The organism is Klebsiella sp. WP3-W18-ESBL-02, assembly GCF_014168815.1.
In the GTDB taxonomy this organism is placed as follows: Bacteria; Pseudomonadota; Gammaproteobacteria; order Enterobacterales; family Enterobacteriaceae; genus Kluyvera; species Kluyvera ascorbata_B.
This window is the reverse complement of record NZ_AP021972.1, coordinates 4,345,658-4,366,517: the sequence shown is the minus strand read 5'-3', so window position 1 is coordinate 4,366,517 and position 20,860 is coordinate 4,345,658. Positions and strand designations below refer to the sequence as shown.

19 protein-coding genes are annotated in these 20,860 nt (G+C 48.1%); 10 read left to right on the top strand and 9 right to left on the bottom strand.

Features of this window, described 5'->3' with window-relative positions; translation table 11 throughout:
• Positions 1–27 precede the first annotated feature (27 nt).
• Complete coding sequence (locus H7R56_RS21035) at positions 28–738, top strand: hypothetical protein (RefSeq protein ID WP_182928398.1); 711 nt, start codon at positions 28–30, stop codon at positions 736–738.
• On the opposite strand, the gene H7R56_RS21030 is transcribed toward H7R56_RS21035, so the two are convergent.
• A protein-coding gene (locus tag H7R56_RS21030) for an IS5 family transposase (protein ID WP_171763699.1) occupies positions 727–1,532 on the bottom strand; the annotation gives its coding sequence in 2 pieces (ribosomal slippage) (positions 727–1,179 and positions 1,182–1,532; 804 coding nt in all). The genes H7R56_RS21035 and H7R56_RS21030 overlap by 12 nt on opposite strands.
• Here H7R56_RS21030 and H7R56_RS21025 point away from each other — a divergent pair.
• From H7R56_RS21025 to H7R56_RS21005, 5 genes are all read left to right on the top strand, one after another.
• Positions 1,464–3,302 carry a glycosyltransferase gene (locus H7R56_RS21025; protein ID WP_182928397.1) on the top strand — a complete coding sequence of 613 codons (1,839 nt, stop codon included), beginning with the start codon at positions 1,464–1,466 and terminating at the stop codon, positions 3,300–3,302. The two genes, H7R56_RS21030 and H7R56_RS21025, sit on opposite strands and share 69 nt — an antisense overlap.
• A gap of 92 nt (positions 3,303–3,394) precedes the next feature.
• Positions 3,395–4,213, top strand: coding sequence for a hypothetical protein (locus H7R56_RS21020; protein WP_182928396.1), 819 nt, complete (start codon positions 3,395–3,397; stop codon positions 4,211–4,213).
• A gap of 64 nt (positions 4,214–4,277) precedes the next feature.
• Positions 4,278–5,087 (top strand): capsule biosynthesis protein CapC, encoded by an 810-nt coding sequence (locus tag H7R56_RS21015; protein WP_106925234.1) that lies wholly within the window; start codon positions 4,278–4,280, stop codon positions 5,085–5,087.
• Positions 5,088–5,125: 38 nt separating this feature from the next.
• A complete protein-coding gene (locus H7R56_RS21010) occupies positions 5,126–5,377 on the top strand; it encodes a hypothetical protein (RefSeq protein WP_182928395.1) in 252 nt (83 codons plus the stop codon).
• Positions 5,378–5,446: 69 nt separating this feature from the next.
• Positions 5,447–6,088: an acyltransferase gene (locus H7R56_RS21005; RefSeq protein WP_106925236.1), complete on the top strand. Its 642-nt coding sequence runs from the start codon at positions 5,447–5,449 to the stop codon at positions 6,086–6,088.
• A 151-nt stretch (positions 6,089–6,239) separates the two neighbouring features.
• On the opposite strand, the gene H7R56_RS21000 is transcribed toward H7R56_RS21005, so the two are convergent.
• From H7R56_RS21000 to ettA, 5 genes are all read right to left on the bottom strand, one after another.
• Positions 6,240–7,487 carry a capsule biosynthesis protein gene (locus H7R56_RS21000; RefSeq protein WP_106925238.1) on the bottom strand — a complete coding sequence of 416 codons (1,248 nt, stop codon included), beginning with the start codon at positions 7,485–7,487 and terminating at the stop codon, positions 6,240–6,242.
• Between the two features lie 18 nt (positions 7,488–7,505).
• Entirely contained in the window at positions 7,506–9,527 is a 2,022-nt protein-coding gene (locus tag H7R56_RS20995; protein ID WP_106925240.1) for a capsular polysaccharide biosynthesis protein, read from the bottom strand.
• A 62-nt stretch (positions 9,528–9,589) separates the two neighbouring features.
• Complete coding sequence (locus H7R56_RS20990; protein ID WP_106925242.1) at positions 9,590–11,260, bottom strand: polysaccharide biosynthesis/export family protein; 1,671 nt, start codon at positions 11,258–11,260, stop codon at positions 9,590–9,592.
• Between the two features lie 31 nt (positions 11,261–11,291).
• A complete protein-coding gene (locus H7R56_RS20985) occupies positions 11,292–12,461 on the bottom strand; it encodes a capsule biosynthesis protein (protein ID WP_106925244.1) in 1,170 nt (389 codons plus the stop codon).
• Between the two features lie 445 nt (positions 12,462–12,906).
• Positions 12,907–14,574: an energy-dependent translational throttle protein EttA gene (ettA, locus tag H7R56_RS20980; protein WP_182928394.1), complete on the bottom strand. Its 1,668-nt coding sequence runs from the start codon at positions 14,572–14,574 to the stop codon at positions 12,907–12,909.
• Positions 14,575–14,795: 221 nt separating this feature from the next.
• Between ettA and sltY the strand changes: the two genes are divergently transcribed.
• Together sltY and trpR are read left to right on the top strand one after the other, a co-directional pair.
• Positions 14,796–16,733: a murein transglycosylase gene (gene sltY / locus H7R56_RS20975; protein ID WP_106925248.1), complete on the top strand. Its 1,938-nt coding sequence runs from the start codon at positions 14,796–14,798 to the stop codon at positions 16,731–16,733.
• Between the two features lie 63 nt (positions 16,734–16,796).
• Positions 16,797–17,120 (top strand): trp operon repressor, encoded by a 324-nt coding sequence (trpR, locus tag H7R56_RS20970; RefSeq protein ID WP_106925250.1) that lies wholly within the window; start codon positions 16,797–16,799, stop codon positions 17,118–17,120.
• 129 nt (positions 17,121–17,249) lie between these two features.
• Here the strand turns inward: trpR and yjjX are convergent, their stop codons facing one another.
• Positions 17,250–17,768: an inosine/xanthosine triphosphatase gene (yjjX, locus tag H7R56_RS20965; RefSeq protein ID WP_106925252.1), complete on the bottom strand. Its 519-nt coding sequence runs from the start codon at positions 17,766–17,768 to the stop codon at positions 17,250–17,252.
• Positions 17,769–17,821: 53 nt separating this feature from the next.
• On the opposite strand from yjjX, the gene gpmB reads away from it, so the two are divergent.
• The gene (gene gpmB / locus H7R56_RS20960; protein ID WP_106925254.1) at positions 17,822–18,469 is read left to right on the top strand and encodes a 2,3-diphosphoglycerate-dependent phosphoglycerate mutase GpmB; all 648 of its coding nucleotides are present in this window, start codon (positions 17,822–17,824) and stop codon (positions 18,467–18,469) included.
• Here gpmB and robA read toward each other — a convergent pair.
• Entirely contained in the window at positions 18,466–19,335 is an 870-nt protein-coding gene (robA, locus tag H7R56_RS20955; RefSeq protein ID WP_106925256.1) for an MDR efflux pump AcrAB transcriptional activator RobA, read from the bottom strand. The two genes, gpmB and robA, sit on opposite strands and share 4 nt — an antisense overlap.
• Before the next feature lie 211 nt (positions 19,336–19,546).
• Here robA and creA point away from each other — a divergent pair, with 211 nt between their 5' ends.
• Positions 19,547–20,029 carry a protein CreA gene (gene creA, locus H7R56_RS20950; protein WP_182928393.1) on the top strand — a complete coding sequence of 161 codons (483 nt, stop codon included), beginning with the start codon at positions 19,547–19,549 and terminating at the stop codon, positions 20,027–20,029.
• Between the two features lie 50 nt (positions 20,030–20,079).
• Here the strand turns inward: creA and arcA are convergent, their stop codons facing one another.
• Positions 20,080–20,796 carry a two-component system response regulator ArcA gene (gene arcA / locus H7R56_RS20945; protein WP_015966004.1) on the bottom strand — a complete coding sequence of 239 codons (717 nt, stop codon included), beginning with the start codon at positions 20,794–20,796 and terminating at the stop codon, positions 20,080–20,082.
• Between the last annotated feature and the right edge of the window lie 64 nt (positions 20,797–20,860).

Sequence of the window (20,860 nt, the reverse complement as noted above, 5' to 3'; positions counted from 1 at the left end):
TTTATATCTAAATGGATTGGTGCTTTTATGGATATGTCTAAGAAAGATGATCTTCTAATTTTGATTAGTGAAAAGGGCGGGTTACAGGCTAGGGATAATGGATTCGCTTACTTCAAACATAGAATCGAACATGGATATAAAAATACTTTTTATATTTATGAGCGGGATAACATCGATATAGAGTCGCTATCTCTATTTAAGAGAAATATAATATTAAAAAATAGTTTAATGCATCGAAGATTGTTTTTTAAGGCAGACTATTTGATGCTTAATGATGGTTATATGGATGTATTCCCTTCTTTCAAAAAAACACCATTATCAAAAGGATGGGCTCCAATTTTCTATCTTCAGCATGGAATTATTTCTTATAAAAAGATTCATTTCTATAAGGGGCATTATAATGGACGGGTTAGGTATTTTAGTACATCATTGAAAAATGAGAAATATATTGTTAGCGATATACTTCAGTCAAAATCAGATATACATCAAATTAACAAGATAATTTCTAAATATAAGATACCACATTTAAAAGGCTATGTTGAGAAAAAAGATTTAAAAGACTTTTACATTAAATTGCTTAATTCATATTATACTCAAGAAAAAAATGTTGAAGAAGTTGATTTAAAAGTTTTAAGAAAGCTGATTATTAGCATTGGTTTTCTTGATTGTCGGATTGCAAATTGTGGTCTGCCGAGACATGAGAATCTGCAGAATATCACTAAGAGCCTATCCCAATAGGGTTTTGTTCCAGACAATGACACCACAGGCAAAATGCAGCATCGCCTCATAATTCTCGACCTTCTTCTCCCAACGAGTCAGGACACGGCGGTAGCGATTCATCCAACTGTGTGTTCTCTCTACAACCCAGCGGTGAGCCTTAAAATCCGTGTATTTGATGGCCTCTGACTCATCCTTTCGTGACTGGATATGAGGTTCATAGCGACGACTTTTCAGATACGATTCCAGCCATTCCGCTTCATACCCTTTGTCCATGCACAACCGGAGCCTCTTGCCCGGTCTGCCCGTCTGGAGGGCATCGAGCGTATCCGTAACCAACTTTATGTCGTGCGTATTTGCTCCGGCAACAACCAGTGCAAGCGGTAGCCCGTTCCCGTCAGTCATCAGACTGCGCTTTACGCCCTGTTTCCCCCGGTCTGTAGGGTTCCTGCCTGTTTTTTTGAGCCTGCCAGCGGTGATTTGGTTATACAACCATCCATCGACAGCCACGACCAGTCAATAGAGTCCAACTGTTCGCAAGCAAGCAACCCATTTTGCCAGAAGCGTTCAAATACTCCAGCATCTCGCCACTCCTGAAATCGGCGATGAGCAGAGCTTGACGAGCATATACCGGTGGCATTCAGCGCATTCCATTGGCAGCCCGTCCTGAGTACGAAGAAAATGGCGTTCATTGCAGCGCGATTATCAACCCGCTTGCGGTGCGTACCCAGCGGGTGTTGAGTTTTATGCTCCGGGATGAGTGGAGCCATTTTCTCCCAGAGTCCATCACTGATCTGCCACTTGTTGCCCGCCACGCTTCGCCCTCAGAAATTATCATATTTTATTATCTGACAATTCCTTTTGGGATAGGTTCTAAGAAAAATAAATCATTATTATTTTTCTTTACTTGGCGAGACGAATGGACTAAGAAAAGTGATGACAATTCATTTCTCCAGCTTGTTCGAGCTATAAAGTCGTCACATGGTATTTTGGATTTTGCAGAAGAACATAATTTGCAGATTAGATTTTATCTTCATGAAAAAATTTTAGGACTGAAGGATAAACTTTATCAAATATTTGATGGGAACATAGATTTTGCTGGGCAGAATGACTTTAACAGTGTTCTGGAAGATACTGCAATCTGTATCACTGATTATTCATCTGTTGCTTTTGAATTTAATTTGTTAAAAACTCCAGTTATATTTCTTCATTTTGATTATGATCAATATAAATATGAGCGAGGACACTTTATGTCATCGCCATATGATTTTCTGGGAGTAACTGTTAGAACTGTTAAAGAAATTGAAAATTATCTTTCAAAAGAGAATTCTTATGAAAAACTGAATGCGCTAGCGGCGGTTAATTATACCAAGGTAAAAAATGATTATGAAGGGTTTAGTAAAACTAATAAGTTCGTAGACTTACTTATTGAAAAAAAACAAAAAAATATTATTTTTTTCTGCTACAACGCATATGGAGTTGGCGGAACTGTACAAACTGTAATAAATCAAGCGAATTTTTTAGTTTCAATTGGTTATTTGGTAACTATAATTTCGTTGAGGAAGACATCTGACACTCCTGTATTAAATATAGATCCTAGTGTTAGGTTGGAGTTTTTAAATGATGTAAGAAGTAAAGGGAAATATCGAACGCCATTAGAGAATGCATTATCAAAGATGCGTTCTAGATTATTCTATCAGACAGAAGATTTATATTCAGGGTTATCACTACTAACAGACATTAAACTAGTTAAAATAATTAGGAGTATACATAATAGCGTGCTTGTAGGTACATTCCCTGGCGTTTGTATAAATCTTATAAAAAACTCAAATAATACAAATAAAATAGTTGTTCAGGAACATAAAGAGTTTAATTCGCATAGTGAAGAAATTAAAAAAGCGATAATTAAAAATTACAACAATGCATCAAAAATAATTGTTCTAACTGAATTTCAAATATCAGACTATTTAAGTAATGGTGTCAAAAACATTACAAACATCCCCAATGGAATTGCAGATCAACTCTCATTGTTATCATTAGTTGGTGAGCGAAAAAAGACCAATCGAATAGTTTCATTTGGACGATTGGTCGAAATGAAACAGTTTGATTTGTTAATTGAGTCATTTTCTATTATTGCTGTAAAGTATCCTGATTGGAAATTAGATATTTATGGTGATGGTGAGCAAAAACCACTATTAATGGATATGATAGAAAAATTGAATTTGAAATCACAAGTACGGATCTGCCCACCAACTTCTTTAGTGTATGAGGAAATATATAATAGCGATTTTTGTGCCTTGACCTCTTCTAGGGAAGGTTTTGGTATGGTCTATATTGAAAGTTTCAGCATGGGTAAACCAGTCGTCAGTTTTGATATTGAGTATGGGCCAAAGGAATTTCTCAAACATGAGTTTAACTCTCTGGTTTCTCCTTGTTTTGATGTTCATCATTTAGCTTCTCAAATGGAACGCTTAATAAATGATAATGATTTATTAGATAGGCTGGGAGTAAATGCAAGGAAAACCTATATCGAACGATATGAGATATCTAAAGTTGTAGAAAGGTTCTTGGAGGTCTGTGATTAATGTCAAAAATGAGAAAATTAGTTCACAATCCAAAGTTGTTTTTCAATGATGCGTTATCAAAACGATTTAATAAGACTCAAAGGAAAATAGTAATGAACGGAAAAGCAAGTGAAGTAAGTAAAAAGGACAATGATGCGCAAGCAAATATACCTTTACTTAAATATAACCTTGAGGCAGTTAAAGTTAATTTGGTTGTTGTTGATGTTATTTCTGATAATATTGCAAAGTCTGATATATTGAAATATCAATGCCGCTCTATTGAAAAATACACCAATTTCAATCGGGTATATTATATTTCAAAAAACATAAAAACTCTAAATAATAATTATGTTATATATGAGACGTATCAGGATTTTTTTGAAAAGGTTGTGTTGCGAATATCTCCAAAAAAAGAAATTTTCGTATTCATTGATATGAATTTCTTTTTTTTACGAAATGTCAATGTTTCTGACTTTATAAGTAACGCAGGAGTGCCATTTACTTATATAACAAAGCAATTTAAAAAAGATGAAAGGCTAATGGATGTTCTTGGCCAATTATTGCCAGGGGCTTCAGTTAATTTCTCCTCAATAAATAACTATTGCTGTATTGATAATATGCAATTGGTCCATTACAACGACATTGCTAAAGATATTGATAACAATGCATTCTATCTTTTTGATTTTTTACCAGTTGTTAATTCTTTGGTTGGCAAGGACACTGTAAAGGCTACTCCTGTACAATATGCAAATCTTAGTTATGGTTACATGGAGAAATTTGTATGGATAAAATCAGTACATGGTTCTAAGCGCTGTCCATTGGCAATTACATTTAACCATGCAATCAAGGATAAAGCTGATTTCGATACCTTCCTTAATGATATTGTACCCCATGAGTCAATATCTGAGAACGAAATTATTTTAGATAATTAACCCTTGATATATGAGGGGAGGGGGACCTCTCCTCATTAGAATGAACTCTGTTGGTGATTGATTTATGAATTTAAAAATTAATAGGAAAGTTAGGAAGTTTATATCACATCCAGGCCTGTATGTTAGAGATGCATTAATTAATAAATTTCCTCTTGTCTTAAATCAATGTGATGTTCAATCATTAACGGAAAACATCATTTACGATACCGAATTTAATATTAATAAGGGTTTTTCTCCCAGTTGTAACATTGATGTTGTGTATACATGGGTTTCTTTAAATGATTCATCGTGGGTAGAAAAAAAGAATAGCTATATATCAAATGTAGGCGATTTGGAATTGTATGCAACGGAGGATTCAAGATATACTGATCATAATGAACTTTATTTCTCTATTCTTAGTGTAAATAAGTATCTTCCTTGGGTTAATAATATATATGTTGTAACGGATGAGCAAATTCCTGAGCTTCCTGCTCTCTTCTTAAATAAAGTAAAAATTATTGATCACAAAGAAATTATTCCGACTGAGTTTCTCCCAACATTTAATTCTCATGTTATTGAAGCCTATTTACATAAAATACCTGGGCTGTCTGATGATTTCATTTATTTTAATGACGATTTTTTTGTTGCTAGAGAGATGGATTCATCTCATTTCTTTAGATCTAATGGACATGCCAGTTTATTCGCGAGTGCAAAAAGTATAATTTCTATGAATGATATTGGGAGGAGGACTGCGACGCTCTCTGCATGCAATAATGTTAATGAATTATTCAAAAGGAAACTTAACGTTAAATATGATAGGGCAATAACTCATACTTATGTTCCGCTCAAAAAAAATATTATAACCTTGCATTTGAACTATTTGGTGATAGGATAAACGCGTTTTCTAAAAATAATTTTAGATCAGGGGAGGATTTGAATCTTGCTACTTTCTTAGTTCCGTATCTGCAATATTATTTTGGAGATGCATCCCCTAATATTGATATTAGTGTTTACTTTAATATAAGGTCTCCATCGGCTAAAGGTTTTTATAACTATTTGCTAAGTGCAAAAAAAAATAATAATTTGCCACACTCTTTTTGTGCAAATGATTTTAGTTCAAATGAATTTTCAGATAATAGTTACTGCAATGCATTGTCAGATTTTTTAAAAGATTTTTATAGGTAGAGGCATTGTGTGATTTTTAATCTAAACTTGATTTTTTTATTTTTTAAATAAACTTATTGGCGGTGTAACATGAATGAAGATATAGAACAACAAATTGCACGATTCATCGCGGCTGGAAATGAGGTTGTCGGTCGGCCATCCAGAGTTACTGGTGTGTTTTCTCTCACTTATGGGAAAAGCAATGGGTCAAAAATTATATTTGGTGATGGATGTATTTTAAATAATTTTTCATTGAATCTAGAACAAGGCAACGGTCTTTTAGACATTGGTTCTTCAACCTATATTCGTGGGCGTTACTACATAGGCTCAGACTCTAAGATTATTATTGGTCAGAAAACAGTCATGAATAGACATGCGTTGTTCACGGCTATGGAAAAGGCTAACATACTGATTGGAGATGGGTGTCTTTTTTCTGATATCTCAATATCTACAACGGATTGGCATTCAATAATAAGTATTGGGACTGGTGAGAGAATTAATCCGGCTCGTGATGTGAAAATTGATGACTCAGTATGGATTGGAGAAGGAGTTATCGTACAGAAAGGCGTAACAATTGGTAGCGGAAGTATAATTGGCGCAAAATCTATTGTGACGAAACCACTACCTAAGAACACCTTGTCTGTGGGGATTCCCGCGAAAGTAATTAAAGAGAATGTTAAATGGCAAAGAGAATTAATATCAATGGAGCCACTTCCTGTTCGTGTGTTATGAATTATAATTTTTCTCTCTTCTAATATTTGTATTTTATATTTTTCAATGTTGTATTGGTTGATCTTATATAATGGTGTTTCTATGTTATAAAATTTGGTCTATTATTTAAAAGGTAATAACAAATATTCTATTGTTATACTCGAACACCCTTTCACTGCAAAAACCACTTCCCCTCCATAACCTTCTCTTCGTGAGTCACCTGATACTGCACCATTTCAGGTGACTTCCGTCCATAAAACACCGCATTAATCTGCGTATTAGCCCGCAAATAAATGCTAAATTTCTTAAACAATTTCATATCAGGATTAAAATGTCCCGTCCAGAACTGGTTTAAATGCCCCTGGTACGTCAGCCCTTTAATGTCATACAGCGCCTGCCCCATTACTTTCAACGGTTTGTTGTGGATCAGCGCAGAAATTCCTGCCGTGCTGTTAATCGTGATAACCGCCTTCGCATGCGTCAGCATTTTGGGCATTGGCAGATCGTGAACATAAATAACCCGGCTACTCACGCCATACTGTTTGCTCAGCTTTTTAATCAACGGCCCATACAGTCGATGCCCACGATCCATCGGATGGTGCTTAAACACCAGGGAATCCGTGGGTAATGCCTTCTTCGAAAACGAATACATCACGTCGTTGATGTAGTTACGCACATCCTTATAAGGACTGTGGTTGCGTATCTGGCTGTCGTTGTAAACCTGAAGAATGGCGAGAAAATAACGTTTATCCAGCTTGCTCTTTAGCATGCCCATCACGTGGCGTTCTTTATAGCGATACCACTGTTTTCTCCAGCCGGCACGGATCCAGCATTTACCTTCATACCAGGGTGAAAACACCTTGTGATGGCGATACTGGGGGAATTGCTCTCGATGATACCAACTGACCAGGTAATACCATGTGGCGTGCCAGATACGCAGCTTAGTTGAGGGCTTCAAACTGTGTACCTCAAGTTCTGCTTGCTCGGGGAGCTGGCGATAGAATTCAGGATCGCGGGGAAGGGATGAATAAGCGTTTACGCCCCCATTTTCCAGGGTAATGAAGTGTGGCCGTAGGTAGCCCTCTTCGAAAGCCAGGAAGCGCACGCCTTTGGCTTGCGCCCAGCGCTTAGCGGCCTGATGGAGGTGGCGACAGTCACCGAAACACAGGATGGTATCGAAGGGATAGGTTTGCCATGTCTCTTTTAGCCAGTGCGGAAACTCTCCTGGCGTTTGCTTGTACGTTAAGTACTGCCTGGTACGGCAGTAAAAACGATCGCCGGCGTTAAAGACGACATTCATAGCCTCGCGGCCCTGGGACTCCAGCCATTCCGCCATATCGTTGAAGAACGGGCCCATTGGCCCCTGCAAAAGCAGGTAGCGCTTTCCTGAGAGGAGCGTATTAATCGTATTACTGTTCATGGAGAATCCTTCTCGATGCTAGTTCTTCATCGTTTTCATCAGCATGTGCAGCTTGCGACCCTGCCGCTGCAAATACTGACCTGCGCCACGTTTTATCCCCATCGCCTGCCGCTTTTGTGCAAGCAGCCAGTCCATGGCCATCTCCGGTGAGATGCACTGTTTAGATTCCGGATGAATGTAGGCGGGGTAGCCGATAAGCGTTTGGTAGAGCAAGTCGCTAATGGTCAGTAAACGCTGACGTCGTTCGCAGGCGTATTCGTCGGTGGTTAGCCCCCAGCCTGCGTAGAAGGGCATGCCGTAACAATAAACAGCCTTGCCGTGCATCAGGGCCTCAAACCCTGATAGCGAAGTCATGGTGTGCACTTCATCAACCTGTTGAATACATTCGATGATATCGGCGTCCAGCGCGACGCAGTCGGCAAGGCGGTGCATTTCCTCATCCGGAATATGGCCCGGTCGGTTGCCAACTAGGACGTCCGGGTGGGGCTTGTAGATAATAAATGCATCGGGATGGCGTGCTCGTACGGTGCTCAGCAGCGACAGGTTTGTTCTGATCGTTGCGGTTCCACTCGCGATGGAGGCATCATTCTCCACCTGTCCCGTCACCAGCAGCCTACGCTTACCTGCGGCCCCGGCGGGTATCTGCCAGCTGGCGCCAAGGTTGTATTTACTCAGTTTGTTTGCGATAAGCTTCTGCCGTAAAGACTCTGCCCGCCGCTGCTGTTCCGGCACCAGGTCAGAATGTATGAGCAAATTTTCAAGGTCACTGGGACGACTGGCATCGTAGTAAATGCCGGTTTTGTCCAGCACCAGAGATAGCGGTGGCTGCAAATCTGAGCCCAGCCCTGAAGAGCGGAGAAAGCCATCTTCCATCCGCCATACCGGGATATCGTACTGGGAAGCCTTCTGCCGCCAGCGCTGCTCACCCTTAATTCCCCAGACGACGCAGGCGCTGGCTTCTTTTCCCTTATGCGAGAAATCAACGCTGTTGCCGGATGTTTTTAGAAAGGGTCGAACGATACTGCTCTTCCACAGCGTCATTCCGGGGGCCCACAATTGGCCGCTACGGGCCAGCAAATGTTGACGCTGTAGACGCAGGTACTCCAGTACATCGGGTAGCGTGCTAGCTTCACCCGTGTGCGGGTCAACGTAGCGGGTGTATTGCAGCCATGCGGCGGCAACCAGGGCGCTGAGCGGTGCGTTGCCACGGCGGGCGGCAATGTCCTGTGATTGAGGATGACGGTCATCGGTTAACCCCCAGCCGGCATACCACGGCAGGCCGAAACAGGTCACTTTCTTACCCGCCATTAATGCTTCAATTCCGTACTGCGAGGTCACGGTATAAACGTGCGAAACCTGGCGCAGCAGGGACTGCGGGCTGAAATCTTTCGTTATCAGCCGAATGCGGGGATCGGCGGTCAGCGCTTCAAAATAGCCTTTCTTTTTTCCTGTCAGCACATCCGGATGGGTTTTAACCCAAATCTCACCGTGCGGGTGCTCCTTCTTCGCACAGGAAAGCATCGCCGCAAACTGGCGCTCGGTTGCTCCACCGAGCGTAACGGAGACGTCGCCGTAGGTTTGATCGACAACCAGCGTCACGTTGTCATGATGCGTTTCTTTGAAGCGTGGGGCATGGTTGTACTTTGAAAGATCGTTTTCAACAATAAACGCGGTGACACGCAGCGCTTCGTTTTTCAACGTTGGGGTTTCGGCTTCTTGTTTGATCAGTATTTCCAGACGGCTGGGGCGACGGGCGTCGTAATAGATACCGAGATCGTCCACCACGATGCCCAACGGCGGTGCGCCGTTTACCCCAAGTTCTAACGAACGGGTGAATCCATCCTCCAGGCGCAGTACGGGCAACCCGGCTTTTTGCGCCCGTTCAATTGGGCGCAGGGCAGAAGGGCGTTCGCCCCAAACGGCAATGGCATCCACGTTGCCCGGGAGAGAAGATAGCGGGGTCAGTTTGCAGCATGCTTCGCCTAAAAAGCGCTGAAGATGCGGGAGTTGCCAGATACCTGAAGAGTAGATGCCTATCATCCTGAACGGCTTCCATATGGGTGATCTTTCGGTGGCGGAGTCTCTCCGCCACGCCCTATGTGTTACAGATCCAAAATAACCTTCGCCGCCACCGCCATCTGGTAAAGGATGGTGGAGATACCGCGCGTCACTTCCAGATTCTTCGTTTCGTACTTCGGCAGGACCATAATTTCGTCGCCGGGCTTCACGTCATCGACATCGTCGGCATCGACTGCGGAACCATCCTGATGAATAACGATAATTTTTGACTGCCCCGATTTCTGCGTCAGGCCGCCGCACTTCTCAATGTAGTCATCCACATCGAACTTCTTATCCCAGGATATTGCGTTGGGGAACAGCACCGAACCGTGGATCATGACCAGCGAGGTTTTTTCCGGAATGATGATAACGTCGCCGTCTTCCAGAATGACGCTGTCGAGGTTGCTCTCGTTAAGCACTACCTGGCCCTTAGGCACCACGTTGCGCGCTTTGGCGACGAAGCGGCTGACGAGCTGCGCTTCCTGCACGCGCAGCCGAGCCTCTTCCTGAGTCGCTGACTGCGATGAAAGCGAGGCTTCCTCCAGCTTCTGCAGCGAAGTATTGAGCATCTCTTTCTGGCGTACGGCCACCGAGTGGCGGTAGAGCTGTATGCTGCTGAGCTGTGACATGCTGTTAGTTTTTATCTGCGCCAGCACCTGCTTCATGGTCGAGCCATACGGCAGTACCACCGCGTGTTCGCCGGAGTGGGCACCTTCAATACGGACCTGGATTGTTCCGGCATAGCGGTCAGAGCTGACGATCAGTTTATCGCCGTCTTGCAGCATTTTTCCGGAGGCGCTGCTAAGCGGGTAGTACTCGGTCCGCTTCATCGCACCCTGCTGGCGGATAATGGTAAAGTGCGTTGCGCCCGGCTTGGGCCGCGACCATTGCAGCGCTTCGTTTACCGGGATGCTGCTATCGTGAAACTCGAAGTCATAGCTGTTATACACGTCGCCTTCGACGCTAAAGGTATACTGGCGCGGGCCGACCACGATGGTATCGCCATCGGCAAACTGTGACAGATTCAGCGAGCCGTTCAGCAGGAAGTCGTACAGGTTGATGTGCGAGCGCACGCTTTTACCGCGCTTCACGGTGATATCGACATAGCTGCCGCGCTCGCTGTCGACACCACCCGCCTTGCTTAGATAGGAGAGCAGCGAGTCGGAGGCCACGCCGCCGTAAAGCCCCGGGTTTCTGACGTAGCCGGTGACGAACACTTTCACCGGCTGTGCCTGAAGCAGCGAGGCATAGACGTTGACGTTCGACTGATAGACTTCTTTGATTTTTGCCGTGACCAGGCTATTGAGCTGACCGTTACTGACGCCGTTCACCTTCAGCGGACCGACGTTGGGCACGAAAATATTGCCTTTCGGGTCAACGGGCAGCGCGCCGTCGAAATTAAATGCGCCCCACAGGCGAATCTGAATAGTGTCGCCTAAGCCGATGATATAACCCGGGTTGAAACCAATACTGGTGCCGCTGTCTGCCGTGGAGCCATTGAAGAGCTGTGCGCCGAACATACGGCTCAACGGCGGCGAGGGCAGGGCAATTGGGGTGTTATCGAAACCGCTGCTATCGGTACTTTGTGCTTTGGCCGCCAGCAGTTGAGGCAGCCCGGCCGCGCCCGTCAGCTGCGGATCGGCGGTAATTCCAACCGCCAGCGCCTGGCAGGATTGCAGGATACTCAATACAAGAATCGTTTTAACTAATTTCATAATAGACTCTGTTAATGATATTGGCGGTTAATTAGTCTTTGTGATCTTCAATAATGGCGATCAATAATTTGGCCGTGCCAAAAAGCAGACAACACACCAATAACCAACTGGCTAAGAGATACAGTACATTGGGAAATCTGGATTCTTGCGGCAGTTGCGGTGAGCTAATCACAGACAGCGTTTTTAATTTACGCGCGCTTTCCAGACGCGTTTTTTCAATAGCCTGTAACGCCAGCGCATACAGATCATTATCGAATTTCACCGTGGTTTTCAGATCTTCAAAATCAGCGGCCATGCTATTCAGTTTCTTACCGTCCGGCGCGGTGATTTTGTTTTGCTCAACGTCAATCTGGGCCTGTAAAGACTTAATCGCATTTTTGGTGCTGACCACCTGCGGTGCATCTTCGCGTAAATAGGTCAGCAGATTACGCAGCTCCGCTTCCATATCGATTCGCTTTGCGATTAGCGTATTGACCAACGTGGTGGCCGCTTCCGCCGACGCCGCTGGGTCGAGCACATTGTTGCTATTCTGGTAGGCTAATAGCTGGGTTTTGCTTGCGCTCAGACGATCTTTTGTTTCCTGCAGCTGCTCTTCGGCAAACTGCATCTGCTCGCGCGAGATTTTGTGCGATAGCTCGTTAATAAAACGCTCGGACTCTTTCAGCACCGCCTGGTTAAACGCCTGCGCGAATTCGGGGGTAAACCCCTGCGTTTCAATAGACAGCAGGCCGGTTTTTTCATCGTAATTTACGCTCAGGCGCGAGCGGTAGTAATCCAGATAACGCTCTGCGGTGATATCGGCGGGGAGGTGGAACAAGAAATCCCAGCCGCTTTGGCTAAACGCGTGATGAAAATTGAGTTTCTTATCCAGAGTTTGCAGCATATCCGGTGAGTTAATGTACTCTTTCAGGTACAACGAATCTTCGGCGGATGACGGGTTAGAGGCCCCCAGCAGCAGGCCGAAATTCAGGTTGGAACTGTCGAGTTCGTTGGGCCGTTTAACCGCGACCTTAGACTCACTGACGTAGCGCGGCTGGCTGAAAACCGCCAGATAGATAATCAACAGGCACATCGGGGCGGCGATAATGGCCTTCCACAGATGGCGCTGAATATCGATTTGTCGGATTTTTTTTATTACCGAGCAAGCCAGCCTTTTTTTCCTGGCAATAAAACGGCTAGACAGCACTTTATTCATATTCATGGGCTATTTATTGAACTTAATTAATGGGGTTGGTTTATATATTTTCAGTGGTGAGCCAGTTCTCATCCATACCCTTTATTTCGTGAGTTCAAACGGAATAACGCATGGGAAATAATGTGATAAGACATTGCATTCCTTTGTGTATTATCAAATGGTATTTTTATTTCAAATGGATTCCTATCCATAAATTGTTTTTATGAATAATCGCAAAGCAAAATTCATGCGGCATTTTTAGCACAGTCGTTAAGGCATAACAATAGTGATTATATATGAGAGGGTTTTCTTAAGGAGGATGTATTTGATGATGCTATATTTTAAGGAGGGATAGTGAGCGTTATCGATTTAAAAAAGATGATTTAAAATCCGTCTGAATATTTTTATTATTTCTTTATTATGTATTAAGTAATATTAAAGCGGATGGCTTTCGCCACCCGCTTGAACCGCATTACTTCGCAATACGCTTGTACTTAATACGCTTCGGCTCCAGCGCATCCGCGCCCAGCGTGCGTTTCTTGTACTCTTCGTATTCGGTGAAGTTACCTTCAAAGAACTCCACTTTACCTTCATCCTGATAGTCCAGAATGTGGGTCGCGATACGGTCGAGGAACCAACGGTCGTGCGAGATAACCATTGCGCAGCCCGGGAACTCCAGCAGGGCGTTTTCCAGCGCGCGCAGGGTTTCGATATCCAGGTCGTTGGTCGGTTCATCGAGCAGCAGGACGTTGCCGCCCACCTGCAGCAGCTTCGCCAGGTGCAGACGACCGCGCTCACCGCCGGACAGCTCGCCAACGCGTTTGCCCTGGTCGACGCCTTTAAAGTTAAAGCGGCCAACGTAGGCGCGGCTTGGCATCTCGGTGTTGCCGATCTTCATGATATCCAGCCCGCCGGACACTTCTTCCCACACGGTTTTGCTGTTATCCATCGCATCGCGGAACTGGTCAACCGAAGCCAGCTTCACGGTTTCACCTAGGGTGATTGAGCCGCTGTCAGGCTGTTCCTGGCCAGACATCATGCGGAACAGGGTCGATTTACCCGCGCCGTTCGGGCCGATGATCCCGACAATCGCGCCTTTCGGCACGGAGAAGCTCAGGTCGTCGATCAGCACGCGGTCGCCATAGGACTTACGCAGGTTGCTGACTTCCACAACTTTGTCGCCCAGACGTGCGCCAGGTGGAATGAACAGTTCGTTGGTTTCGTTACGTTTCTGATACTCAACGTTGTTGAGCTCTTCAAAACGCGCCAGACGTGCTTTGCCTTTAGACTGACGACCTTTCGCGCCCTGACGAACCCACTCCAGCTCTTTCTCGATGGATTTGCGGCGAGCCGCTTCCTGAGAGGCTTCCTGAGCCAGACGCTGATCTTTCTGCTCCAGCCAGGAGGAGTAGTTACCTTCCCACGGAATACCTTCACCGCGGTCAAGTTCGAGGATCCAACCGGCAACGTTATCGAGGAAGTAACGGTCGTGGGTAATCGCCACAACGGTGCCTTCGAAGTCGTGCAGGAAGCGTTCCAGCCAGGCGACGGATTCCGCATCCAGGTGGTTAGTGGGTTCGTCGAGCAGCAGCATGTCTGGTTTTTCCAGCAGCAGACGGCACAGCGCGACGCGGCGGCGTTCACCACCGGAGAGTTTTTCGATTTTAGCGTCCCAGTCCGGCAGACGCAGCGCATCAGCGGCGCGCTCAAGCTGCACGTTCAGGTTGTGGCCGTCGTGCGCCTGGATAATTTCTTCGAACTTACCCTGCTGGGCAGCCAGCTTGTCGAAGTCGGCGTCCGGTTCAGCGTACTTGGCGTACACTTCGTCCAGGCCTTTCAGCGCGTTAACCACTTCGGCAACGGCTTCTTCAACGGATTCACGAACGGTATGTTCAGGATTCAGCTGCGGCTCCTGCGGCAGGTAGCCAATTTTAAGGCCCGGCTGCGGGCGCGCTTCACCTTCAATGTCGGTATCAATACCGGCCATGATGCGCAGTAGGGTAGATTTACCGGCGCCGTTCAGACCCAGAACACCGATTTTTGCGCCAGGGAAGAAGCTCAGCGAGATGTTTTTAAGAATATGACGTTTCGGCGGAACCACTTTGCCGACACGATGCATGGTATAAACGAATTGAGCCACGTTGGACTTCGCCTCTTTATCGTGATGAATAGAGTTTTTTCAAAGGCGAAGTGTAGCTGTTTTCACCGTCCAATCCCAGCAGGCAAATTCAGCTGCGCGACATCGCAGATAAAACGTAAAAAAGTGTTCACGGCGTGGCGCATTGCGCGATCAGTCGTTAGCATCAATTTATTACGCGGCATGATGCTGCACCGACGTAACGTGACAACGAGGAAGAGCTTGTGCAAAAAGCCCAACAATTTACGTGGCATCTGCTGGCAGCAGGTATCTGCCTGCTGACCGTCAGTAGCGTTGCCCGCGCCGATTCGCTGGACCAGCAGCGCAGCCGCTATGCGCAAATCAAACAGGCCTGGGACAACGGCCAGATGGAGGTGGTGGCGCAGCTCATGCCGACCCTGCGCGACTACCCGCTGTACCCGTACCTGGAATACCGCCAGCTTTCCGGCGATCTGATGAACACGCCCGCGCTGTCTGTCACCCAGTTTGTGCAGGCGAACCCGACGCTGCCGCCTGCCAGAACGTTAAAAAATCGCTTCGTGAATGAGCTCGCCCGACGCCAGGACTGGCGCGGGCTGCTGGCGTTTAGCCCCGATAAGCCCGGCACTGCGGAGGCGCAGTGTAACTATTACTATGCCAAATATAACGTGGGCGATACCCAGGGCGCCTGGGAGGGGGCAAAAAGCCTGTGGCTTACCGGTCAAAGTCGGCCCAATGCCTGCGATCCGCTGTTTAGCGCCTGGCGCGCGTCCGGTACTCAGGATCCGCTGGCTTACCTGGAGCGCATTCGTCTGGCGATGAAGGCTGGCAATACGGGGCTGGTGAACGTGCTGGCAGGGCAAATGCCGGCTGAATATCAAACGATCGCCAGCGCGATTACCGATCTGAATAACAATCCCAACAACGTGCTGACTTTTGCCCGTACCACCGGAGCGACTGACTTTACCCGTCAGTTGGCGGCGGTCGCGTTTAGCAGCGTTGCCCGCCAGGATGTGGAAAACGCACGGCTGATGATTCCCACGCTGGTGCAGGCGCAGCAGCTGAATGAAGAACAAACTCAGGAGCTGCGCGATATTGTCGCCTGGCGGCTGATGGGCACTGACGTGACCGATGAACAGGCGCGCTGGCGGGATGACGCCATTATGCGTTCGCAGTCGACCTCGCTCATTGAACGCCGCGTGCGTATGGCTCTGGGTACCGGCGACCGTACCGGGCTGAACACCTGGCTGGCACGGTTGCCGATGGAGGCCAAAGAGAAAGACGAGTGGCGCTACTGGCAGGCCGATTTGTTGATGGAGCGAGGGCGCGATGACGAAGCGCGCGGCATTTTGCTGTCGCTGATGCAGCAGCGCGGGTTCTACCCGATGGTGGCGGCGCAGCGTTTGGGCGAGCCTTATATGCTGCGTATCGATAAAGCGCCGGGGGCTATCTCCGCAACGCTGACCGACGGCGCAGAAATGGCGCGCGTGCGCGAACTGATGTACTGGAATCAGGACAACACTGCGCGTAGCGAGTGGGCAAACCTGGTGAGCAGCCGTAATCAAACCGAGCAGGCGCAGCTGGCTCGCTATGCTTTCGATCGCCAATGGTGGGATCTTAGCGTACAGGCAACCATCGCTGGCAAGCTGTGGGACAATTTGCAGGAACGTTTCCCGCTGGCCTATAACGACCTGTTCGTGCGTTACACCGCAGGTAAAGACGTGCCACAAAGCTACGCGATGGCGATTGCACGTCAGGAAAGCGCGTGGAACCCGAAGGTGAAATCACCGGTAGGTGCCAGCGGGCTGATGCAGATTATGCCGGGCACTGCGACCCATACGGTTAAAATGTTTAATCTGCCGGGCTACAGCAATCCTGCGCAGCTGCTCGATCCGGAAACCAATATCAATATTGGCACCAGCTACCTGCAATACGTTTACCAGCAGTTTGAAAATAACCGTATTTTTGCTTCTGCGGCGTATAACGCCGGGCCGGGTCGCGTGCGCACCTGGCTTGGCAACAGCGCCGGGCGCATCGATGCGGTCGCGTTTATCGAGAGCATTCCGTTCTCTGAAACGCGCGGCTACGTGAAGAACGTGCTGGCCTACGATGCCTATTACCGTCACTTTATGGGCCAGAAAGAGGATGTGCTCAGCAGTAATGAGTGGCAACGACGTTACTGATAGGTAAGACCTGTGTTATGCTTGTACTCGTTTAAGAGTACAAGCATAACATGGTGGCCTGACATGACCCAACAATCCCCTTATTCAGCGACGATGGCTGAGCAGCGTAACCAGGAGTGGCTTCGCTTTGTGGAGCTTCTGCGTCTGGCATATACCGACGATCTTGCACAGCCGCTGCTTAATTTAATCATGACCCCGGACGAGCGCGAAGCATTGGGTACTCGCGTGCGTATTATCGAAGAACTGCTGCGCGGCGAAATGAGCCAGCGTGAGCTGAAAAACGAGCTGGGCGCGGGGATCGCGACGATCACTCGTGGATCGAACAGCCTGAAATCGGCGCCAGTAGAGCTGCGCCAGTGGCTGGAACAAACCCTACCTAAAACCTAAGCCCGTCATCTGGTAGTGTGCGATGGCTTGCCTGATGGCGCTACGCTTATCAGGCCTACCTGCAGTTGTCGGCCGGATAAGGCGAAGCCGCCATCCGGCAGTGCGCAATGGCTTGCCTGATATCAGTATCTATCGGTGATACAGGTCGTTATGGAACGGGCTAAGCGCCAGCACCACCGCCTGATGGTAAACGCTGCTGCGGGTTAATACGCCGGCGGTGAAAACGCCGATAGCGCCTTCTTTATTGCCAATCTTATCGATGCCGGTGTACTTCGACATCACCGGCCCCAGCGCTTCCCCCGCGCGCACCTGCTCGAGGATTGTCTCCGGCAGAGGCAAGGTGGCGGAACGCGCCTCGCCGCGTTGGTCTCTGCTCTCAATAACCACCCAACTAAAGGTGGCACCTTCATCAATTCCGGCTTCAATGGCCACCCAAAAATCAGCGTCCGGACGTGCTGCTCGCGCGTTAGCGACCCGGTTACGTGCGCCTGCGCGCGTTTGTTCGCTGCCGAACGGCTGTTCCGGGACGCCGGTATCAACGGAGATCGCATCGACCTGGCAGGATCCTTCGCCAAAAATCTGGTCAAATGCCGCAAGAATTGCCTGAATTTTGGCAGGATTGGTGGTAGCGGAGACAACTTGATGCATAATCTACACAACTCAGATAAAAAAATGTCATCGCAGTATAACGGATAAAAAACATGTTACAGGTATATCTTGTTCGCCATGGCGAAACCCGCTGGAACGCCGAGCGGCGTATTCAGGGTCAGTCCGATAGCCCCCTGACGGAGAAAGGGGAGCAGCAGGCGATGCAGGTAGGTGAGCGCGTGCGCACCTACGGCATCACCCACGTCATTGCCAGCGATCTGGGCCGTACGCGCCGTACCGCTGAGATCATTGCCGATGCCTGCGGCTGTGGTGTCACGCTGGATGCGCGCCTGCGCGAGTTAGATATGGGGGTGCTGGAGCAGCGCCACCTCGATTCATTAACCGCGGAGGAAGAGCTGTGGCGTCGTCAGGTGGTTAACGGCACGCCGGACGGGCGTATTCCGCAGGGCGAATCTATGCAGGAGCTGAGCGAGCGTATGCATGCGGCGCTGGCCGCCTGTCTCGATCTGCCAACCGGCAGTCGCCCGCTGCTGGTGAGCCACGGTATCGCGCTAGGCTGTCTGGTGAGCACTATTCTGGGGCTGCCTGCGCACGCGGAGCGCCGCTTGCGTCTGCGTAACTGCTCTATCTCGCGGGTGGATTATCAGGAAAGCCTGTGGTTGGCGCCGGGATGGGTGGTTGAAACGGCAGGGGATATCTCACATCTCGATACCCCTGCGTTGGATGAGCTACAGCGTTAACGACGAATTGGAATCAGGTACTCGCAGCGCAGCATAATCGGCGGCTCCTGATTCCGCGCTTCGTCCTGCGGGAAGAAGCGTTCGATGTCCTGACCTTTACGACGCGTCAGGTTAAGCATTGGCATACAGGTGCCGTACAGCGTCAGAATAAACTCCTGCACCCCGGTTCCCAATCCTTCGTAGGTAAACATCACGTATTCGCCGCCTTCAAGGGTAACCGGATGCACGTCGTCCACGTGGCCGTTGGCCATCTCTGGCGTCAGCGCGGTGGTATAGAACACTTCCTGCTCGTCGTCTTTCTCCAGGCTAGGGCGAGGCTCGTGCAGCCCGTACAGAATCGGCGGGATGGACGGCGAGTTGGCGAGGAAATCGGTCCAGAACTGGACGCGCATCTGCTGGCGGAAATCGGAGATCTCTTCCAGCTTGCAGGTATAGCTCTGGGTTACGCCCAGCAGATGGGTAGTTGGCAGTGTAATAAACTCGTATTTTGGCATCGTAAACTCGCCCAGGCGCAGAGGCGGCCGCATGCCAAAGGAGCTCCAGTCCGGCGAACGACGATACAGCGCCGGCGTCAGCGTAAACTGCTTTTTGAACGCCCGTGTAAAGGTCTGCTGAGAGTCAAAACGATACTGCAGCGCGATATCAAGGATCGGGCGAGCGGTCAGGCGCAGTGCAACAGCAGATTTAGACAGACGGCGGGCGCGGATATAGGCACCGATGGCATGGCCGGTGACATCTTTGAACATACGCTGCAGATGCCATTTAGAATAACCCGCTTTTGCCGCCACATTATCCAGCGATAGAGGCTGATCCAAATGGCCTTCCAGCCAAACGAGGAGATCGCGAATAATTCCAGCTTGATCCATAAAATGCCCTCATCCTTAAAATCTTATGTGCCTGTTACCAAAGTAGCGGATAATAGCATCTTTTGCTGTTTTAGCATTCGGTGTTTTTTTTATGCATAAATGCGTTTTAACACTCGATATTGCCCTATTTTTTGTAAAGCTGTGATCTTTAAACATTTTCTAATTAGATATTGAATAATCACCCGACTCAATCGACGGAAATGGTAACAATATGAAATACAAGAAATTAATGGCTGGCCTGTTGCTCAGCGTCTCCAGCCTGGCGGCCCACGCGGAGCAGATTGGTTCTGTTGATACGGTTTTCAAAATGTTCGGGCCCGATCATAAAATCGTGGTAGAAGCGTTTGACGATCCGGACGTGCAGAATGTCACCTGCTACGTGAGCCGAGCGAAGACTGGCGGTATTAAAGGGGGGCTGGGGCTGGCTGAAGACACCTCAGATGCGGCGATTTCCTGCCAGCAGATTGGGCCGGTTACCCTCAGCGACAAAATTAAGAATGGCAAAGCGGACGGTGACGTGGTCTTTAAAAAGCGCACGTCGCTGGTGTTTAAATCACTACAGGTTGTGCGGTTCTACGATAAGAAACGTAACGTGCTGGCCTACTTAGCCTATTCAGACAAAGTCGTTGACGGTTCGCCAAAGAATGCGATCAGCGCGGTACCTATTATGCCGTGGAGCGTCGAAGCGAAGTAGGATAGGATTAAGGCAAATAAAAACGGCGCTTAACGCGCCGTTTTGTTTTTTTATTCCTGCAGCTCGCCGCAGAAGCGGTAACCTTCGCCGTGAATGGTGGCGATGATTTCCGGCGTATCCGGCGTAGACTCAAAATGCTTACGGATGCGACGAATGGTCACGTCAACCGTACGGTCGTGCGGCTTCAGCTCACGGCCGGTCATTTTCTTCAGCAGTTCAGCACGAGACTGAATCTTGCCCGGGTTCTCACAGAAGTGCAGCATCGCGCGGAATTCACTGCGCGGCAGCTTGTACTGCTCGCCGTTCGGGCTCACCAGAGAGCGGCTGTTGATGTCCAGCTCCCAGCCGTTGAACTTGTAGCTTTCTACGCTACGGCGTTCTTCGCTGACGGTACCCAGGTTCATGGTACGGGACAGCAGGTTGCGCGCACGGATGGTCAGTTCACGCGGGTTGAACGGCTTGGTGATGTAATCATCTGCGCCAATTTCCAGACCGAGGATTTTGTCGACTTCATTGTCGCGGCCGGTCAGGAACATCAGGGCAACGTTCGCTTGCTCACGCAGTTCGCGCGCCAGCAGCAGGCCATTTTTCCCTGGCAGGTTGATATCCATGATTACCAGGTTGATATCATTTTCAGACAGGATCTGATGCATTTCCGCGCCATCGGTCGCTTCGAAAACATCGTAGCCTTCTGCTTCGAAAATACTTTTTAACGTGTTGCGTGTTACCAACTCGTCTTCAACGATAAGAATGTGCGGGGTCTGCATGTTTGCTACCTAAATTGCCAACTAAATCGAAACAGGAAGTACCAATAGTCCCTGACCTGCCTGA

Coding starts and splice junctions, on each gene's coding strand:
- H7R56_RS20995 (WP_106925240.1), bottom strand. CDS start 9,527: ATGATAGGCATCTACTCTTCAGGTATCTGGCAACTCCCGCATCTTCAG.
- yjjX (WP_106925252.1), bottom strand. CDS start 17,768: ATGCATCAAGTTGTCTCCGCTACCACCAATCCTGCCAAAATTCAGGCA.
- H7R56_RS21015 (WP_106925234.1), top strand. CDS start 4,278: ATGAATTTAAAAATTAATAGGAAAGTTAGGAAGTTTATATCACATCCA.
- H7R56_RS20990 (WP_106925242.1), bottom strand. CDS start 11,260: ATGAAATTAGTTAAAACGATTCTTGTATTGAGTATCCTGCAATCCTGC.
- H7R56_RS20985 (WP_106925244.1), bottom strand. CDS start 12,461: ATGAATATGAATAAAGTGCTGTCTAGCCGTTTTATTGCCAGGAAAAAA.
- H7R56_RS21035 (WP_182928398.1), top strand. CDS start 28: ATGGATATGTCTAAGAAAGATGATCTTCTAATTTTGATTAGTGAAAAG.
- H7R56_RS21025 (WP_182928397.1), top strand. CDS start 1,464: ATGCTCCGGGATGAGTGGAGCCATTTTCTCCCAGAGTCCATCACTGAT.
- creA (WP_182928393.1), top strand. CDS start 19,547: ATGAAATACAAGAAATTAATGGCTGGCCTGTTGCTCAGCGTCTCCAGC.
- H7R56_RS21005 (WP_106925236.1), top strand. CDS start 5,447: ATGAATGAAGATATAGAACAACAAATTGCACGATTCATCGCGGCTGGA.
- robA (WP_106925256.1), bottom strand. CDS start 19,335: ATGGATCAAGCTGGAATTATTCGCGATCTCCTCGTTTGGCTGGAAGGC.
- trpR (WP_106925250.1), top strand. CDS start 16,797: ATGACCCAACAATCCCCTTATTCAGCGACGATGGCTGAGCAGCGTAAC.
- H7R56_RS21020 (WP_182928396.1), top strand. CDS start 3,395: ATGAACGGAAAAGCAAGTGAAGTAAGTAAAAAGGACAATGATGCGCAA.
- gpmB (WP_106925254.1), top strand. CDS start 17,822: ATGTTACAGGTATATCTTGTTCGCCATGGCGAAACCCGCTGGAACGCC.
- H7R56_RS21000 (WP_106925238.1), bottom strand. CDS start 7,487: ATGAACAGTAATACGATTAATACGCTCCTCTCAGGAAAGCGCTACCTG.
- arcA (WP_015966004.1), bottom strand. CDS start 20,796: ATGCAGACCCCGCACATTCTTATCGTTGAAGACGAGTTGGTAACACGC.